Source organism: Phycisphaerae bacterium (assembly GCA_019636475.1).
GTDB lineage: Bacteria > Planctomycetota > Phycisphaerae > UBA1845 > UTPLA1 > JADJRI01.
In genome coordinates, this window is sequence record JAHBXN010000011.1 from 43,039 (window position 1) to 62,555 (window position 19,517).

General features: G+C 60.2%; 13 protein-coding genes. All 13 read left to right on the forward strand.

From position 1 onward, the window contains the following. Window positions 1-541 precede the first annotated feature (541 nt). The 13 genes from KF841_15330 (at window position 542) to KF841_15390 (ending at window position 19,515) form a co-directional block, all read left to right on the forward strand. Window positions 542-2,080, forward strand: coding sequence for a TolC family protein (locus KF841_15330; GenBank protein MBX3396728.1), 1,539 nt, complete (start codon window positions 542-544; stop codon window positions 2,078-2,080). 544 nt (window positions 2,081-2,624) lie between these two features. Beyond that, on the forward strand, window positions 2,625-3,662 hold the full coding sequence (locus KF841_15335; protein ID MBX3396729.1) for an efflux RND transporter periplasmic adaptor subunit: 1,038 nt from the start codon (window positions 2,625-2,627) through the stop codon (window positions 3,660-3,662). Window positions 3,663-4,203: 541 nt separating this feature from the next. Beyond that, window positions 4,204-4,875 carry a hypothetical protein gene (locus tag KF841_15340; GenBank protein MBX3396730.1) on the forward strand — a complete coding sequence of 224 codons (672 nt, stop codon included), beginning with the start codon at window positions 4,204-4,206 and terminating at the stop codon, window positions 4,873-4,875. A gap of 27 nt (window positions 4,876-4,902) precedes the next feature. Next, on the forward strand, window positions 4,903-5,187 hold the full coding sequence (locus KF841_15345) for a hypothetical protein (protein MBX3396731.1): 285 nt from the start codon (window positions 4,903-4,905) through the stop codon (window positions 5,185-5,187). After that, window positions 5,184-5,798, forward strand: a complete 615-nt coding sequence (locus tag KF841_15350) for an isoprenylcysteine carboxylmethyltransferase family protein (protein ID MBX3396732.1) — start codon at window positions 5,184-5,186, stop codon at window positions 5,796-5,798. The genes KF841_15345 and KF841_15350 overlap by 4 nt, the downstream gene beginning before the upstream one ends. Window positions 5,799-5,813: 15 nt before the next feature. Beyond that, window positions 5,814-9,341 (forward strand): CusA/CzcA family heavy metal efflux RND transporter, encoded by a 3,528-nt coding sequence (locus KF841_15355; GenBank protein MBX3396733.1) that lies wholly within the window; start codon window positions 5,814-5,816, stop codon window positions 9,339-9,341. Window positions 9,342-9,407: 66 nt separating this feature from the next. Then, window positions 9,408-9,692: a hypothetical protein gene (locus KF841_15360; protein ID MBX3396734.1), complete on the forward strand. Its 285-nt coding sequence runs from the start codon at window positions 9,408-9,410 to the stop codon at window positions 9,690-9,692. Window positions 9,693-9,753: 61 nt separating this feature from the next. Then, window positions 9,754-9,954, forward strand: a complete 201-nt coding sequence (locus KF841_15365) for a hypothetical protein (protein ID MBX3396735.1) — start codon at window positions 9,754-9,756, stop codon at window positions 9,952-9,954. 499 nt (window positions 9,955-10,453) lie between these two features. Then, complete coding sequence (cadA, locus tag KF841_15370) at window positions 10,454-12,610, forward strand: cadmium-translocating P-type ATPase (GenBank protein ID MBX3396736.1); 2,157 nt, start codon at window positions 10,454-10,456, stop codon at window positions 12,608-12,610. 543 nt (window positions 12,611-13,153) lie between these two features. Beyond that, window positions 13,154-15,472 carry an efflux RND transporter periplasmic adaptor subunit gene (locus KF841_15375; GenBank protein MBX3396737.1) on the forward strand — a complete coding sequence of 773 codons (2,319 nt, stop codon included), beginning with the start codon at window positions 13,154-13,156 and terminating at the stop codon, window positions 15,470-15,472. Between the two features lie 6 nt (window positions 15,473-15,478). Further along, entirely contained in the window at window positions 15,479-18,553 is a 3,075-nt protein-coding gene (locus tag KF841_15380; protein ID MBX3396738.1) for an efflux RND transporter permease subunit, read from the forward strand. 219 nt (window positions 18,554-18,772) lie between these two features. Beyond that, complete coding sequence (locus KF841_15385) at window positions 18,773-19,198, forward strand: heavy metal-responsive transcriptional regulator (GenBank protein MBX3396739.1); 426 nt, start codon at window positions 18,773-18,775, stop codon at window positions 19,196-19,198. After that, window positions 19,198-19,515: a hypothetical protein gene (locus tag KF841_15390; GenBank protein MBX3396740.1), complete on the forward strand. Its 318-nt coding sequence runs from the start codon at window positions 19,198-19,200 to the stop codon at window positions 19,513-19,515. The genes KF841_15385 and KF841_15390 overlap by 1 nt, the downstream gene beginning before the upstream one ends. Window positions 19,516-19,517: the final 2 nt, after the last annotated feature.

Sequence of the window (19,517 nt, forward strand, 5' to 3'; positions counted from 1 at the left end):
TGATGCTATTGACATCGCATGAGGAAGCCGATAGGACTATTACATGGTTCTGCGCGTGCTCAATCTAGCGGTCGCCTGCTGGGCGCTTCATATCTCGCCCTCGTTGTGCTTGGCGGGCGTCCTGACTCACCCCTGCACTCCAACCACGAGCGGCACAATCGCAACCACCTGCTATGGTGATCAAGATCACGATCAGCCTAATTCCGATCCTGGGTCCTGCTCCCACGAGGACAACTGTAATTCCGATCCATGCCATGAGGGCCCGATCGTTAAGGAGGGCGGCGACCAGACGCTCGCTGTAGCGCCTTTGCTTCCGGTATTGCCTGGATTCAATACGACGGGAGTCTCGCTCGCACCGCTCGCTCCTTGGCACAACTCGGATGGCCCTCCCAATCGACCCCAATTGCCGCTCCATCAAAGTGACCTTCCCCTTCTGATCTGATTCCCCAATTGACCAGCCGTTAATCGTTCGGCATTGCCGAATGCGTTTTCGTATGCGCGTGCTTTTTCGCGCAGCTTCGTCAATTGGAGATTGATTATCTTGTGCCATGCAAGAGTCTATTGCTGCCGAATTCTGCTTCTGTTCCCTGTCTTTGTGATCATGGGCTGCGCGACCGTAAACGCCCGACGCGATTACCAACGTGCAGGCTCTGAGGTCGCGCGCGCCATCGGCCAGGCTCCGCTTGAGAACCCGGAAGATCAGGCCATCGCCGACGCCGCAATCGCGGAGTTGATGACTGACGGGCTTACTGCCGACGAAGCCGTGAAGCTCGCGCTGCTCAACAATCCCAGAGCGCGGGCGGTCTTGCTGCAGGTCGGCATGGCGCGTGCGGACGTGGTTCAAGCCGGCCTCTGGTCGAATCCGACTATCGGATTTTCGTTCAATCTGCCGACCGGGGGCGGATCTAATCAGTTCGGCATGAACCTGGCCCAAAACATTGCGGACCTGTGGATGATCCCATCGCGCAGCCGTGCGGCAAATCAAGACTTGGAACGGATGACACTCAGCGCCGCTCAGGAGCTGGTCTCCTTGGCGGTGGACACGAAAGTTGCATACTTCAACGCCCTGGCGGCTGATAGCGCACTTTCGATTGCGCAGGACAACGTGTCGCTGACGGAGGAGCTGCTTCGCATTACGAACGCTCGTCTGGAAGCGGGCACGGTCGGGTCACTCGATGTGAATCTCGCAAAGGGGCAGGCGCTTCGAGCCGAGGTCGATGCTCGATCGGCGCGATTGGAATCAGCAAGTTCACGCCGCACGCTGGCGGCGCTTCTGGGACTGACCACGTCGGCAAAAGAGATCTTGCTCAACGAGACGCTACCGATGCCTGTTGAGAGCGAACTGCCAGTAGACCGCTACGTGGCGACAGCGCTAGACTCGCGCCTTGATGCCCGCGCTGCTCGCGACGCGGTTGAGGCGGCTGCCGCCCGAGTCGAGCTTGAACTGGCGAGTGTCTTCAAGAACGTCGAGCTCGGATTCGAAGCGGAACACCAGGCACACCGGGCGCAGGGCGGGCGAAAGATTCTCGCCGATACGGCGAGATCGTCCATCGCAAACGGTCAACTCACCGCGCCCGAGATTCAATCGCGCGGCCAGCGAAATCTGGAAGATAGCCAGCGAATCGACGCCATTCTTGGCCCATCGCTGAGCTTGTCACTGCCCATTTTCGATCAGAACCAAGCGCAGATCGCCAAAGCCCGAATGAGCTACCTGGAAAGTAAGGCGATGCTGGAGGGCCTCGAACGGGGCATTGTGCAGGATACGCGCGAAGCTGCCGATCGCCTTGCGACTGCCTGGAACGTAGCGACCCTTTACCAGAATGAAGTCCTGCCACAAGCGCAGGAGACGCTCGATCTATCCCAGGCAACATATCAGGCGGGTCAGACCACGATTTTGAACGTCATCGATGCGCAGCGCTCGTTGCTGGAAACGCGTCGGGCGAACGTCGCAGCATTGCAGGCTGCGGCGAGCGCCATTGCTGAATTGGAACGGGCTACCGCACGTCCTGTGGATGAATTACTTGAACCGGCCGGGCCAACGACGCAGCCGACTGAAACGCAACCTTCGGGCGAGGGATAACAAATGCTATTTCAAGAAACAAAACGGTCTGGCGCTTCCTTGCCGATTGCCATCTCTGCAATCGGAATATGCTTGGCGAGCGGTTGTCAAATGGATGACTCCGGCAGTGGCGACGCTAGTGCCATTGCAACCGTTGTCGCGTCGCTTGGTGAGTTTGCGGCGTCGTTTGCAAGAAACTTACTGGCCGCCTGGCTGCTTTGAGGGTTCAAAACCTACGACGGCTGGATTGCCGTGGAGAGGCGATATGCTTCGAATGACAACAATCGGACTGTTATCTCAATTTCTGGGACGTGGACGCAATGCAATTGCCTGGTGCGTCCTCATAGGAACTGTCCTTTGCGCGTGCCTGACCGCATGCCGCGATTCTGGGTCGAATTCGGGCTCGGCGGCGGAGTCGGTCGCCGCGGCCGAAAGCGGCGGGCACGACGGACACTATCACGGCGAGGAGGCGCACGTTGACGAAGTCACGCTGGCCCGTGACGCAATCGACCGCTACGGAATCAAGGTAGAGACGGCCTCATTGTATCGGCTTGGACCGAGTTTCGTGGCTCCAGCCAGAGTCGCGTTCAATGCGGAGGCGATTGCGCATATCGGTTCCACGTTGCCCGGCCGCGTCGTGGAATTGGCGGTCCGCCTCGGCGACATAGTGACGAAGGGGGACTTGCTGCTGGTCGTGGAAAGTCCGCAACTGGGCGAGGCTCAAAGTGATTATCTTCAAAAACTGATCGCGGCCCAGACGACGATTGCGACCGTGGACTTGGCAAAGAATGCGTTAGACCGCGCACAGCGGCTCTACGATGAAAACCGTGGCATCGCGCTGGACGAAGTGCAAAAAAGAGAGGTCGAATTCAAGGTGGCCCAAGCATCGCTTCGCACCGCAGAGTCGACCGCGGTCGCGGCAGAAAACAAGCTTCATGTGCTCGGAATGACACAGGAGACGGTAACAGCGATTAAGGCATCCGGCGAGGTCAACCCGCGCTTTCCGATCGTGGCTCCGATTTCTGGTGAGGTGGTGGAGCGCGAAGTGACGCTTGGGGAGCTTGTCAGTCCCGAACGAGAAAAACTCCTCGTGCTGGCCAACATCGATATCTTGTGGGTGCTGGCCGACGTGCCTGAGGCCCATTTGCCCGAACTTGCTCAGGGAGCCAAGGCGTGGATAAACGCTGGGAGCCTCGATCCACATAAGCACGAAGGTCAAATCTCCTATGTCGCGCCCATGATCGACCCGCACACCCGGACGGTCTCGGTTCGCGTGGCGGTGGAGTGTGAGGATCGCTCACTGAAGCCGGGCATGTTTGTGCAGGTCGAGATTGCCTCGACCGACCGTAACAATCCAGATCCTGCCCCCGTTGTGGCGGTGCCGGACATCGCGGTTCAAACCGTCGAGGGCGAGACATCGGTGTTCGTTCCTGTGCCGGGCGAAGAGAACACCTTTGCAAGGCGCGCGGTCTCAGTCGGAAAGGCCGTGGCCGGCTTGGTGCCGGTTTACCGCGGCCTGGCCGAAGGTGAAGCGTACGTCGCATCCGGAAGCTTCCTCCTGAAGGCGGACCTCGGCAAGGCGACGGCAGAGCACGCGCATTAAGCGGTTTCGAGCGGGATATCGGCCAAGGGAAATCATATGAGCGCGAATTGCAGGCGATTGGTTGTCACCGGCTCCGCAGGGACGGGCCTGTTCGAAGTTGAACAGCGCGTACCGGCACGCGGACACGGATGGAAAGGTTCACCCCCTGGCGCGGAGCAGGCCCCGCCGAAGGGCGGCGCGCCGCGCCGTCGAGGGGAAATGCGGCAGGCCGGGGCGGCTTGGGGCCGCCTCGGTGGCAGGTTTCCGCGCGGGGGCGTGGACCGCCGGTGTGTTGGTCCCAATCCGCCGCACCGCTCAGTGGCGCGCTCCCCCGTTGGAGCGGCGGGTCCGCTCCCCGGAGCGGGCGCTCGGCTCCAGGGGCGTGAACGTCCGGCCCCCGTCGCTCAGCGGCGGACGGTGCGAGCCGAACATTGGTGCAAGTTATTGCAAATGTGTAGGTTATGTCAGCTTTGGCCCGTCCGTCCGGAACGAGGCGCAGGGATGCACGGTGGCCGTCGGCCGCATGTCGGCCGGGCGCGACGGGCCGTTTGGAGGAACTGCAATGCCTGATTACATCCCCGGCGGGGACGCCGAATTCGGCACCTGGCTGGACAACTTCATCGCCTATGCCAACGCCAACCTCACGGGACTTGGGCTGGTTGCGGGCGACCTGACGCCGGTGACCACGGCGCAGTCCGCGTGGAAAGCCGCCTACCCCGCGCATATTGCCGCGCAGCAGGCGGCGCTGGCGGCCCGGCAGGACAAGGACGCGGCCCGCGCCGGCGTCGAGGCTGCGGTTCGCCCGCTGGTGCGCCGGTTACAGGCGAGCCCGGCGGTGGATGACGCCGAGCGGGCGTCGTTGGGGATCACCGTGCCTGATGCGGGCGCGACGCCGGTCGGCCCGCCGACGACGCGGCCGCTGGTGCTCGTCGAGTGCGGACAGCGGTTGCAGCACACCATCAACTTCCGGGATGAGGCCACGCCCACCCGCAAGGCCAAGCCCCCGGGTGTGCTGGGGGCTGAAATCTGGGTGAATGTCCTGCCCATCGGCTCGCCCACACCGGGCGACCCGGAGACATTCGGCTTCGTGGCACTGGACACCAAGACACCCTACACGCTGAACTTCGACGCTGCCGATGGCGGGAAAAACGCGCATTACCTGGTGCGCTGGGTAAATTCGACCGGCCAAAAGGGACCGTGGAGCGAGACGGCCACGGCGACGGTCGGAGCCTAGGGGCTTTTGCGGAAAGGCGAATGAGACATGCGGTCCATCGTGAGATTCTCCGTGGATGGCGAAACTGACGGGCAACTGCGCAACCGCCTGGCCGCGCTCTTGACCGATGCGGGATTCGTGCTCAACCCGCACGTTACCGCGACGTACGAGCACAACATGATCAACGAGCACGAATTGGCCGGCGTGATGCAGCAGTTTTGGCAGCAGGCGATGAACCCGCCGAACGAGGCCCACGTGGACCATGTCTGGATGTACGCGGACAATCCGCCGGCCTTTCCGCTTCATTTCCCTGATACGGGAGACGAGCCATGATTCTCGACTGGAATGAATGGCGGCACGGGAACCCCCGGCTCTTCTCCCTGATTGTGCTCGCGAAGCGGCATCGAACGGTGGTCGGGGCGCTGCTGGTCGTAGGCGTTCTGATCGAGCATGTGATGACGCGGGCGGCGCCGGTCGACTTGCACCGGCCCTCCCTTCGGCAGGCCGGAGGGTTGATGTTGATTGCGATCGGTCTGGCGATCCGGCTCTTTGCGCTGGCCTCCATCCGCAAGAGGCGGGTGCTGGCCACCAGCGGCGCGTATTCCTTTTGCCGCCACCCGCTTTACTTGGGAACGGTGGCGATGGCGCTCGGTTTGTGCGTCCTTTTGTCGGACCTGAAGAGCTTCGTCCTGTTCGCAGTCTATTTCGCGCTGTTCTATCCGCTGACGATTCTGTGGGAGGAGTTCCGCCTCGCGGAGCGCTTCGGAAAGCGGCACGAGGAATATGCCCGCACGACGCCCCTTTTCCTGCCGTTCGGCAGGTTCCGACCCGGCACGTTGCTGTGGCCGCGCGCCGTGCGAAACGGCGCACTGGGATTGATCGGGATAACCGCGCTGCTGCTGGCGTGCATCGAAGTCATGGCCGAGGTGATGTCGGCACATTAAGGAGCGTCTTCCCTCATGCTTGAAAAAGTCCTCCATTTTTCCATCCGCAACCGCTGGCTGGTCATGCTGTTCACTATCATCATCGCTGCTATCGGCGTCAATTCGCTGATCAAGCTTCCGATCGATGCGGTGCCGGACATCACCAACAACCAGGTGCAAATCAACACAGAGTATCCGGCGCTTTCGCCTGTTGAAATCGAGAAGCAGATCACGTTTCCGATCGAAGTGTCCTTCGCCGGAATCCCCGGCCTGCAATCAACGCGTTCACTGTCGCGCAATGGGTTCTCGCAGGTTACCGCGATCTTCGATGACGACGTGGACATCTACTTTGCCCGCCAGCAGGTGTTTGAACGGCTGAGTCAGGCGGGTGAGAGTCTTCCTCCGGGAGCAGAGCCGGTCATGGGGCCGATCGCGACCGGACTCGGCGAAGTTTACATGTACACCGTGGAGTATGAGCATCCTCACGGAGAAGGCGCTCCGAAGACTGACGGAAAGCCTGGCTGGCAGAGTGACGGCTCTTACCTGACGCCGGAAAGTCGAAGTCTTCGTGGCGATGTCGAATTGGTGGCCTATCTCCGCGAGGTCCAGGACTGGCTGATCAGCATGCAGCTTCGCACGGTATCCGGTATTGCCGGCGTTGACTCCATCGGCGGCTATGTGAAACAGTACCACGTCCAGCCCGATCCGATGAAGTTGGTGAGCTATGGCCTGACCTTTAGCGACGTGATCGAGGCGTTGGAGCGCAACAACATCAGCACCGGCGCGGGCTACATCGAGCACAAGGGAGAGATGTACATCGTCCGCGCTGCAGGACGAATCAACACGCTTGAGGAAATTGAGACTATTACGGTCGGTTCGCGAAACGGCGTGCCCATCTACATCCGAGATATCGTCGTGCCGGGAGGCGTTCGAATTGGCCGCGAGTTGCGAACCGGGTCAGCGAGCGAAAATGGCGAGGAGATAGTCGTCGGCACGGCGATCATGCTCTTGGGGGAGAACAGCCGAACGGTCGCAGCCGCCGCAGATGCAAAACTGGCCGACATTCAACAAAGTCTGCCGCCTGGCATCCGCGCCAAGACCGTATTGAATCGTACCAAGCTGGTTGATGCTACGATTCGCACGGTTGAAAAGAACCTCGTTGAAGGCGCAATCCTGGTCATCGTGGTGCTGCTGCTCCTGCTCGGCAACTTTCGCGCGGCGCTGATCTGTGCCCTGGCGATACCCCTGTCGATGCTCTTTGCTGCCATCGGAATGGTGCAGACTAAGGTGAGCGGAAACCTGATGTCGCTTGGTGCCATTGACTTCGGTCTGATCGTCGATGGTGCTGTCATCATCGTGGAGAACTGCATCCGTCGGCTGGCGGAGGAACAGCACGCCAAAGGGCGCCTGCTGACGCTCCAAGAGCGACTTCACATCGTCTTCGAAGGCAGCAAACAGGTGCGTAGCGCAACCGCCTTCGGCGAGGCCATCATCACAGTTGTGTACGTGCCGATCCTCACACTGACGGGCATCGAAGGGAAGATGTTCCACCCGATGGCGCTGACCGTCATATTCGCCTTGGCCGGAGCATTCGTCTTGTCGTTGACTTTCGTGCCGGCAATGGTGGCGATTCTGGTGCGAGGCCGGGTGAAGGAAAAAGAAGTCTTCGTCATTCGGTGGGCAAAGGCAGCGTACGAGCCCGCAGTTCGTTGGGCGCTAAGGGCCCGTTGGGCGGTCGCAGGCGTTGCGGTTGTAATTTTCACCGCGTCGCTGGTCTTGTTCAACACGTTGGGACAGGAGTTCGTGCCCAGGCTGGATGAGAAGGATCTCGCGATGCATGCGCTTCGCATTCCAAGCACGTCTCTCACGCAATCACAGGAGATGCAGTTTGACGTTGAGCGTGTCGTCAGCGCATTTCCGGAGGTCGCTTTTCTTTATTCCAAAATCGGCACCGCAGAAATGGCGACAGACCCGATGCCGCAGAACGTGGCGGACACCTTCGTCATTCTGAAGCCCGAAGAAGAATGGCGCAGCGAGGCTGAGTTGGACAAGCTGATTGCGGCGAAGACAGAGGAGATGGAGCGGATAATGGGTCACGGCGAGGAGGAAGACGCCCACGGAAGTGATGAGGGTGGACACGATACAGTCGTAGCCATAGGCCATAAGGGCAAGTTGCTCAAGCTCATCGAGCTGAGCGTCAAGGCCCTACCGGGCAACAACTACGAATTCACGCAGCCCATCGAAATGCGGTTCAACGAACTGATTGCCGGCGTGCGAGGCGACGTGGCGGTCAAGGTCTATGGCGATGACTTCGACGCGATGCGAAAGACCGCGGACCAAATACTGGCGGTGCTGCAGACGATTCCTGGCGCCGCGGATGCGAGAGTCGAACAAACAAGCGGCATGCCGGTCCTCACTGTGGAGATCGACCGGGCCGCGATCGCGCGCTACGGGCTCAATGTTGCCGATGTGCAAGACGTTGTGGCTGTCGCGATCGGTGGCCGAGAAGCGGGCCTGGTCTTCGAGGGCGACCGCCGATTCGACGTGATCGTTAGGCTCCCCGATTCGCTTCGCGCGCAACCGCAGACGCTCGAAAACCTGTGGATTCCTCTTCCAGCCCGCGAGGACGACTTCGAGGATGTTCGCGTCGCATCCGCTTCACAATTGACCGGAATCATGACGCCGCCGGCGCGCATGGGATTTATCCCACTTGGCGACGTTGCGAGAATCGACGTCACCGAGGGAACCAATCAAATCAGCCGCGAAAACGGCAAGCGGCGCGTCTTTGTGCAGTGCAATGTGCGCGGGCGCGACCTCGGTTCGTTCGTGGCAGAGGCACAGGCAAAGGTAAGGGCGATTTCGCAGCCGTCAGGTCAATGGATTGATTGGGGCGGACAATTCGAAAACCTCGTTGCGGCCAAGCGCCGGCTGGCTGTGGTTGTGCCGATCTGCTTTCTGCTGATTTTCATTCTGCTATTCAGCACGTTCAAGAGCGCAAAGTATTCGCTTCTCGTCTTCAGCGCCGTACCGCTGGGACTCACCGGAGGTATTGCGTCGCTTTGGCTGCGCGACATGCCCTTCTCCATTTCGGCAGCGGTCGGCTTTATTGCCTTGTCCGGCGTCGCGGTACTGAATGGTCTGGTTATGGTCACGTTCATCAACCAGCTTCGCCAGGAAGGCATGGCGCGTGATCAGGCCATTATTCACGGTTCATTGACCCGACTAAGACCAGTGCTCATGACCGCGCTCGTCGCGTCACTGGGGTTTGTGCCGATGGCACTAGCAACCGGCACCGGCGCTGAAGTCCAACGTCCGCTTGCAACGGTCGTCATCGGAGGGCTTGTGACAAGCACGCTTCTTACGCTGCTCGTGCTTCCGGCGCTCTATCGAATCTTCACTGGTTGGGATCCCAGCGGTGCGCCGAGTCCGGTTCCCCAAAAATGGGAGGAGCCCGACGCAAGGTCGCTGGAATCTCAACGGGAGTCGGATACTTCGGCTGCCGGACCGTCGTCCGAACAACCCAGAGAAGACGATGATTCGCGCGATTCAAACCGAACAGGTTGAGGCGGGTGCGACGGTGTACTTGCCAAGCATTGTTGTTCATGTGGCACTTTGCCAAGGAGACAAGTCATGCGAAATGTAAGTCTGAAGAGCGTTGCTGTAGGTCTGTTTCTGGGCGTTGGCTTGACTGCCTGCGCTGCCAATCTTTTTGCGCAGCCCGGAACCGCCCAGCCGGTCAAGAGTGAAACGCAGTACTTCGTGACCGGCGAGGGGGATGATGCTCATCTGTGGGTCCGCGAGGGAACCAAGCTTCGCTGTGTCGGACACGGCGAATGCAAGACTCACGGCGACCACAAGGGACATGATGACGATCACGCTGGCCACGATCATGACAAGGAAAAAGCGAAACCGTAGGCGCCGGCGAGGCGGGAGCCAAAGCGCACGGCGTTCGCCGAAACCGCCGAGCGTACGCAGCATGGTGGCATGGACGATTCCCTTCGTGGTACTCGCCGTGCTCGTCGACTGGCTTCTGTACCACGACATGGCCAGTCATCGCGCGAAGTATGGCCATTGGTACTTCCCTCTTCAGGGAATCGTAATGGCGGTGTTCGTCACGATATCGGCGATCTCATTTCCGATTGTGTGGTGTCACCTGCGGCGAAAGGGCGCGAAATGACGGCGGAACGATGCGCGATGATATTTCGGGTCATCGGAATCTTGGTGTCGGTAGCTGGCGCAGCATTTATTACTGGGTGTGCGCCCGGTCGAGTAGATCTATTCGATTCCGGCGCGCTCCGACTGGAAAAGGTTCCCGACGAACGCGGACATTACCGCGACATACACGCCTACCGAACGGACGACGGAATCTCGGTAGTTGGATACGTTCGTCGTTCATCGCGGCCCGCTCACGTTCATGTGCGGATCGACAATGCCACGGGACAAACACTCGCCGAAACCAAGGCAAGTGTACGCCGAGTTCCGCGAAGCGCCCGACGCGTTCGCCACGCGCGTTTTGAGGCTGTTTTTCCTGTGCAGGCATCTGACGGTTTCATCGTACGAATTCGGCATCATGTCGGTAGATGCGTTGATACCGACCCCGAGCAATCGATAGTGCCAACTGATCGGGATGGAGCTTGAAAGTGGCCAAAACGTCCACGCAATTCCGCGTAGCAGGCATGGACTGCCCCGACGAAATCGCGGAGCTGCAGCAATGCCTGGCTGTGGATGGTGTCGATGACCTGTCGTTCAATCTGATGCAGTCGTCCATGACGGTTGAACATGATCCCGCCCGAATCGACGTGGACGAGATCATCCGACGGGTTCGGACTACGGGCATGAAGGCATCGGTCTTGGAGGACTCATCTACGGGGCCGAATGACGCGCGAGCTCCGTCTCCCAAGGGCCCGTTCTGGATGGCTGTGACTTCCGCCGCCGCAGCGGCCATCGGCGCTGCGTTGTCGTTGTTTCCCGCAAGTATGATTCTTCATGCCCCGTGGCCGGCGGCGATAGCATACACACTCGCCATCGCCGCTGCCTGGCGTTTTGTTCTGCCCAAGGCATGGTCTTCGCTGCGTCGGCTACGCCTCGACATGAATGTGCTGATGACAGTGGCGGTCATCGGCGCGGTCGGACTCGGTGAGTGGCTCGAAGGTGCAGCCGTCGCTGTTCTCTTTGCTATTTCCCACCTGCTGGAAACATGGAGCGTCAACCGCGCGCGACGTGCAATCCAATCCCTCATGGAACTCAGTCCGGAACGGGCCCGAGTGTTGCAAGAGGATGGATCGGAGCGCGAACTCGCGGTTGAGGACGTAGAGGTTGGGAGCCGAATCGTCATCCGTCCGGGTGAAAAGTTTCCGCTTGATGGCGAAGTCGTGGAAGGCGAAACGACGGTCAATCAAGCCCCAATCACCGGCGAATCAGCTCCGGTTGACAAGGCGCCTGGTGACGAGGTCTTCGCCGGTACCGTAAACCAGGACGGCGCCGTCACCGTCAGGGTCACCAAAGCTGCCGGCGACACTGTGCTAGCAGGCGTTATTCGTCTGGTCGAGCAGGCTCAGTCTCGCCGTTCTCGATCCGAGCAGTTCGTCGAGACGTTCGCTCGGTATTACACACCGGCCGTCGTCATCGGCGCCGTACTATTGTGCATCGTGCCGCCTCTGTTTTTCGGCGCAGCATGGTCGGCGTGGTTCTACCGCGCACTCGTTTTGCTGGTCATCGCATGCCCCTGCGCCCTGGTCATTTCGACGCCCGTTTCGGTCGTGAGCGGCTTGGCCGCCGCCGCCCGAAACGGCGTGCTCATCAAAGGAGGCGAATTCCTGGAAGCCGTCGGCCGGACTCGCGTGATCGCCATCGACAAGACAGGGACGCTGACGCACGGCAAACCGGTCGTTCAAGAGGTAATACCGCTCGGCGATGCCACGGAGCAGGGGTTGTTGGAACTCGCAGCCGCGATCGAGCAACGCAGTGAACACTCGATCGCGCGGGCCATCGTCGATTTCGCCAACGAACGAGGAATCTCGCCGCCGCCTTGCCACGATTATCAGGCTATTCGCGGTAAGGGTGCACAGGCGACCGTGGACGGCACTCGTCACTTCCTCGGCAACCATCGCTTACTCGAAGAGAAAAACGTCTGCACCGACGAGATTCATCGAGTGATGACCGAGCATGAGGATTGCAATCACACGGTCGTCGGCATCGCGTCGGAAAAGCGTCCTCTCGGTGTCATCCTTCTCGCCGACGGCTTGCGCGAGGAAGCCCCGGAGGCTATACAGTCTCTGCGTCGCGACGGCATTGAACGCGTCATCATGCTGACGGGGGACAACACTGGAACGGCCGAAGCGATCGCCAAGGAATGCGGCGGAATTGAACCGCGCGGCGAGCTACTCCCGGCGGACAAGGTCAAGGCCGTCGAAGCGCTCCGACACTCGCACGAGCACGTACTCATGGTTGGCGACGGAATCAACGATGCGCCGGCACTGGCGGCCGCGAGCGTCGGCATCGCGATGGGCGTCGGGGGCACCGACGCCGCCTTGGAAACTGCCGACATCGCCCTGATGACCGACGACCTACGCAAGCTCCCCTGGCTCTTGCGCCACAGCCGTCGCACGCGCCGCGTGATCATGCAGAACATCGCCCTTTCCTTGGGCATCAAGGCGGTATTCCTGGTACTCGCGGTCCCCGGGCTGGCAAACCTCTGGATGGCCATCGCGGCCGATATGGGTGCTTCGCTGTTGGTTACGGCAAACGGCCTACGGCTGCTTCGATCTGGGTTCCGGGAGGGGGCGGCATTATCGACCGGCATTCGACGGGCGTCGGGTCAGAGGGTAGAATAGACGTGATGATTCGAGGAGCGGTCAGACTGTTGATGGCGTGCCTGCTGGTTGGTCCGCCTGCGCTCTGCAAGGCGGGCGTGCTTGTCGCCTGCTGCGATCACGAGTCCCTTCGGGCAAGTAACGATGAGCCCTTGGGGTCGGCTTGCTGTACCGATGTGGAGGATGGCTGCAACACAGACACGACGGTACCGGATTCAACTCCTCGAAAATGTGAGGCGTGCGCAGGTATCTGCGCTGGAGCGGTCAAACCGTCTGACGAGTCCAAAGCCGCCGCACTTGACGCCCAACCGGCCATCCTCGTGGTCATCGTCATCAACTCAATGGCCTGTCCGAGGATTCGCCCTGATTCCCTTCACTCCTTGCCAGGTTCCAGACTGCCCTTCCCAGTATCCGACGTTCCACTGCTGATCTGATCTCCGTTAACAATTTCGATGCCCTCATTGACCGCGCGCCCAATCGGTGTACGCGGAGCTGTTTGTTGATAGCGCAATCAGGTGCGAAGTTCAGCAACTGGAAACGAATCCCATTGTCAGGAGATCATCAATGCAAGAAAGACGTTGGATGTCGATAGTGATCGCTTGCGCGATCGTTGCGTGCTTCTCATCGGTCGGCTGCGAAAAAAAAGCGGACAGCGGATCTGGCGGACCCACAAGCTCATCAGGCGACGACGGCTCTGGTACGTCCAATGGCCCTGCTGCCAGCGCCCTAGCCCCCACCCTTGACAAGGGCTGGTGTAGCGGGCATGGCGTGCCGGAATCCGTCTGTACTCGGTGCAACGCATCGCTCATTCCGCAATTCAAGGACGCCAGCGATTGGTGCGCGGAACACAATCTTCCTGAGTCGCAGTGCACAATCTGCCGCCCGGAGATCAAGGCGGAATGGGCCAAGCTCGATCCTGCGAACGCGGCCAAGGAGAAAGCCGGAGCCGCCTCCGTGTCCGAGAGCGGGACGAGTTCCCTCGGTCCTGCTTCCAGCCCGATCGAGCCGACGCTCGATAAGGGCTGGTGCGGCGGACACGGTGTACCGGAGTCGGTCTGCACGCGGTGCAATTCGTCATTGATTGCCGCGTTTAAGGAGGCGAGTGACTGGTGCGAGGAGCACGGACTACCTGAGTCGCAGTGTGTGTCCTGTCACCCGGAAGTCGAGGCGGAATGGCACAAGCTCAATCCCGCAGCCTCTAACCAGGATCAACACGGCGATTCGAGAAGCATGGGCAACACGCCTGACGATGACGAATCGCGCTTCGCTGGAAAGTGGTGCTCGGAGCACGGGGTTCCCGAGTCCGTTTGCACCCGATGCAATTCGGCCCTGATCGCCGGTTTCAAGGGCGCCAACGACTGGTGCGGTGAACATGGGCTGCCGGAGACTCAATGCACGATCTGCAATCCGCAGGTGCGCGAGAAATGGGCGGCCATGCGGCCGGCGGCGACCAACGTGATTGACGACAAACTTAAGGGAATCCTGTTGGAGCGCTCGCCTCGAATCCTGACAGGCGCGAGCGATCCCTTGTGCCAGGTCGATACGCTTCGCGTGACCTTTCTTGATCCCAGTATCGTCCGGAAGGCGGGAATCACGGTTGAAAGAGTTGGACGGCGAACGATGTCTGCGACGATTGATGTCCCTGCTGAGATCGAGTTCGACGCGACTCGTATGACTCGCGTGACGCCGTTGGTGTCCGGAGTGATCCGGGAAGTTCCCGTAGAACTTGGTAGCAACGTGAACGTCGGTGATCGACTGGTCGTCATCGACAGCCCCAGCCTCGGAGAGGCCAAGAGCGAGTACATCGAACGCGCCCAGAATCTCAAGCTGGCAAAGGCGGACCTCGAACGCGTCGGCACGATTTATGAAGGGACGCGGCGAATGCTCGATGTATGCACGGCGGACGCGCAGCCCGTCCAGATTCGCGAGGCACTCGATAAATCGCCGGTGGGCGACGCGAAGGCGAAGCTGCTGCGGGCTCATGCTGCGCTGCAATTGGCGAAGTCGGAAGCCGCACGAGCGGAGACGCTTCAGCAAAAGAAGATCAACAGCGAGCGGGATTATCAGGCCGCCCAAAGCGCGCTTGCGGCTGCCGAAGCTGATTTTGTCGCCATACGTGAGGAGGTCGGCTTTAACGTCGATCAGGCGCGGCTGTCTGCGGAACGCGGGGTTGAAATAACCCGGACTGCTTTGGAGTCCGCCGAGCGCCGGCTGCACATCCTGGGTTTGAATCAGGATCAGATCGCCAAGATTGGAAGCGAGCCGCACGAATCGCTTTCTCGCTTCGAGCTGAGAAGTCCCGCTTCCGGGCGCGTCGTCGATCGCGCCGTGTCCGTCGGCGAGTCGGTAGAAGCAGATAACGTGCTCTTTGTTGTGGTTGACACCTCGGAGATGTGGCTCATGGCCGATGTGTACGAGCGCGACCTGCGTCAACTGCGGGTCGGACTGCCAGTACAGTTCATCGTGGACAGCATGTCGGGCGCCAACTTTGAGGGAAAGGTCGCCTGGATCAGTAGCCAAGTGAGCGATCGCACGCGAACCGTTCGCCTTCGGGCAAGCCTGCCGAATCCTGAAGGCCTGCTCCGCGCCAAGATGTTCGGACAAGCGAGAATTGTCCTCCATGACAACGAGCATGTGGTAGGAGTTCCCGTCGATGCCGTCCAGACCGACGGATGTTGTCAGCTCGTGTTCGTCGAGGAATCTGAAACGGTCTTTCAGCCTCGCAAGGTCGTGCTAGGCGCCCGCGCCAACGGATTCGTGGAGATTCTCAACGGCCTGAAGGAGGGCGAAGCCATTGCCAGCATCGGCAGTTTCTTGATGAAGACGGAGATCCTCAAGGGCAGCATCGGCGCTGGGTGTTGCGAAGTCGAACCAGGAAGGTGACATCGTATGCTGAATGCAATCATTGAATGGTCGCTACGGTATCGCTTTCTCGTCATCGCACTGACCGCGTTGGTCGTCATTACGGGCGCATTCTCGGCTGCGCATCTTCCGGTTGACGCGTTTCCGGACACGACGCCTGTGCAGGTGCAGATCAACACCGTTGCGCCGGCCTTGACGCCACTGGAGATCGAACAGCAGATCACGTTTCCGGTGGAACAGTCCATCAGCGGCCTGAAGTCGCTCAAGGAAGTCCGGTCGCTTTCGAAGTTCGGACTGTCGCAAGTCACGGTCATTTTTGAGGACGGCGTCGACATTTACTTTGCGCGGCAGCTCGTGATGGAGCGGTTGGGCACGGTTGACCTGCCCGAGGGCCTGCCAAGCCCGACGATGGGCCCGGTAGCGACGGGACTCGGTGAAGTGTTCCACTACATCTTGACCAGCCAGACACGCAGCCTGAGTGAACTGCGTACGATTCAGGACTGGATTGTCAAGCCGCAATTGCGAAGCGTTTCGGGCGTCGCGGAAGTCAATAGCTGGGGTGGTCGTGAGCGCCAGTACCAGGTCGTCGTCGATCCCGCCCGATTGCTGAAGTATGATCTGACGCTCCTCGACGTCTTCGAGGCCCTGCGGCGAAACAACATGAATGTCGGCGGCGGCAACATCACCAGAGCCGGCGAATCACTGTTAGTGCAGGGCGTCGGGTTGCTCACAACGCTTGAGCAGGTCGAAGAAGTCGTCATAAAGTCCGAGGATGGCGTGCCGGTGTACATACGCGACCTCGGCCGAGTCGTTGACGGTCACGAGATTCGCCGAGGCGCCGTCACCTACGCCGGCCAAGGTGAAGCGGTGCTCGGGCTCGGCTTTATGCTGATGGGCGAAAACACGCGCGAAGTCACCGAACGCATGAAGGCGCGAATGGAGGAGATTCGCCCATCGTTGCCGGAAGATGTCAACGTAACCGCGGTGTACGATCGCACGGAACTGGTCGACCACGTCCTTCACACTGTGCAGACGAATCTGGTCGAGGGCGCAATCCTCGTCATAGCTGTGCTCTTTGTTTTCCTAGGAAACCTGCGAGCCGGGCTGATTGTCGCCGCGGCCATACCCTTGTCGATGCTGTTCGCCGCCAATTGCATGCTTCAAGCGGGTATCGCGGGCAGCTTGATGAGCCTGGGAGCGATAGACTTTGGCTTGATCGTAGACAGTTCGGTCATTCAGATCGAGAACAGCGTACGGCACCTTGCACATGATGGGGGCAAGCGGTCGCGAATTGACGTGGTGCGCGACGCCGCTATCGAAGTTCGTAAGCCTACGATGTTCGGCGAACTGATTATCATGATCGTCTATCTGCCGATCCTGACGCTGGAGGGGATTGAAGGAAAGCTGTTTCGCCCAATGGCACTCACCGTCATCTTTGCCCTGATCGGATCGCTCGTGCTGTCGCTTACGTTGATGCCCGTACTCGCCAGCCTGCTGCTACCGAGGAAGCCGCGCGAGCGAGACCCCATTTTGGTTCGGGCTGCAAAGCGAGTCTATACACCGGCCTTGGACTTTGTGCTACGCCATCGCGTGCTGGTACTTTCGGCTGTAGCGATCGCACTCGCCGGTGGGGTCTTTCTGGGGTCTCGACTCGGAACGGTGTTCATTCCTCGGTTATCCGAAGAGGCGCTGGTCATCAACACGGTACGTCTGGCGGGCGTCTCAGTGGATGAGTCAGTCCGGTATGGAACGCAACTAGAGAAACTCATGTTGGCAGAGTTTCCGGATGAAATCCTGCACATCTGGTCACGAACCGGAACAGCCGAAGTTGCAACAGATCCCATGGGACTTGAATTGACAGACGTGTTCCTGACCCTCAAGCCTCGTGATGAATGGACCCGGGCCGGCACACAGGCGGAGCTCGTCGAGCAAATGGAGACAGTGCTTGCCGGAATGCCCGCGATGCGCGCTATCTTCACGCAACCCATCGAAATGCGCGTCAATGAAATGGTGGCGGGCATACGCAGCGATCTCGGGATCAAGGTCTTCGGTGATGATTTTGAAGCTCTGAAATCGATTGGCGATGAAATCGCTGGACTGTTGGAACGCGTGCCGGGCGCGAGCGATGTGACGGTCGAGCAGGTCACGGGGCAGCCCCTATTGGAAATCCGCGTGCGACAGAATCAACTGGCACGCTACGGGATTTCCGCCGGCGACGTGCTCGATTTTATAGCCTCGATCGGCAACCTCCAGATGGGTGAAATCCGACAGGGTCAAGTACGATTTCCGCTGACGGTCCGACTTCCAGACGAGTATCGAACGGATCCAGAGCGGGTCGGCAACCTGCTGATTCCTACTGCGTCGGGCGAGCGCCTGCCGCTGTATCGGCTTGCAGAATTACGCATCACGGAAGGGCCGTCCACCATCAACCGCGAATGGAGCAAACGCCGCCTTATCGTGCAGTGCAACGCCCGTGGTAGAGATATCGGCGGCCTCGTGAAGGATGTCGAGGAGCGGATTGCCTCCGAGGTGGTACTCCCGACCGGTTACTACGTACGATTCGGCGGTCAATTCGAGCATCTGGAACGCGCGAGTCGTCGGTTGATGATCGTCGTTCCGCTGGCCTTGCTGCTGATATTCCTACTCTTATATCTGACCTACGGACGAGTGATGGACGTGATTCGAATATTCATGACGCTGCCCCTTGCCGCGATCGGGGGCATAGTCGCCCTACACCTTCGAGACATGCCCTTTAGCGTGTCGGCCGGCGTTGGATTCGTGGCCATGTCGGGCGTCTCGGTTCTCGGCGATATGGTGTTTGTCTCGTTTCTGCGCGGGCTGATGGAACAGGGCAGGAGTCTCCGCGATGCCATCCGTGAGGCAGCCCTCACGAGGATTCGGCCTGTTCTGATGACAGGATTGGTCGCCAGTCTCGGGTTTGTTCCCATGGCGCTGAATACCGGCGTCGGCGCGGAAGTGCAGCGGCCGCTGGCGACAGTCGTGATCGGCTGCGTCGTCACGTCGACATTCCTGACTCTCTTGGTGCTCCCCGTGTTCTACTCAGCGCTCGGGCGGGACCGCAATCCTCAGAGGGCTAACTAGCGGGACGTCTTTCAAGGGGCCGACCATTAAACGCCCGCGGATCACAGCTCAGTGCCTCATCAGTGTCGATTCGGGTCGGTGCCTACGGGCGTTTTGAGTTCGTGTACGTGGCCGTAACAAGCTACCGCGTAAGGATTTAGAGTCAATCACTCCGATCTCTTCCTGGCGTCTCTTGACCTTACATGTAGGTATAAGGTGTATACTTAGCGAGGTGAAACCATGAGAACGCAAAACGCGGGACAACTAACCATCGGCGAGACAGCCCAATCGGCGGGCGTGGCCACCACGACGCTGAGGTACTACGAGCGCAAGGGGCTCCTTTCGCCGACCGACCGCAGCCGGGCGGGCTACCGCCTGTACGACAATAGCGCCGTCGAGCGACTGGAGTTCATCCGCGCGGCACAGGCCGTCGGATTCACGCTGGACGACATCCGCGCGCTACTGCAGTTGAACGGGGACTCGCCCTGCAAGCAAGTGCAGGCGCTGATCGGGCGGCGGATGGCCGAGGTCGATGAGAAGCTCGCCGACCTGCGCCGCGTGCGAGCCACGCTGGCCGACGCGCTTGAGCGCTGCCGCAAATCGAAGAAAGGGTGCGCCGTCGTGGCGGACTTGAAACGGAAACGCGGAATACGGAGATCGAACTGATGAGTACACTCAGGCCACTCACGCTGGCTTTCGCCGCCGCCGTTGGACTTGTTGCCGTCGCGGGCATCGTGCTGGCACAGTCGCGCGCCGAGCGCCCGGACTGTCCTGGTAAGATCACCTGTCCACAGACGGGCGAGATCGTTTGCCGGGACGAATGCCCGACCGTCGATCCGAACCGTCCTGACTGCCCAGGTCGGATCGTCTGTCCGTTGACTGGGGACCTAGTTTGCAAGGATCGCTGCCCGCTCCACAAGAGCGGCGCGACAGCCGACGCACCACAGGCCGAGGTGCCGCCCTGCTGCGCCAGGAAAGGTTGATC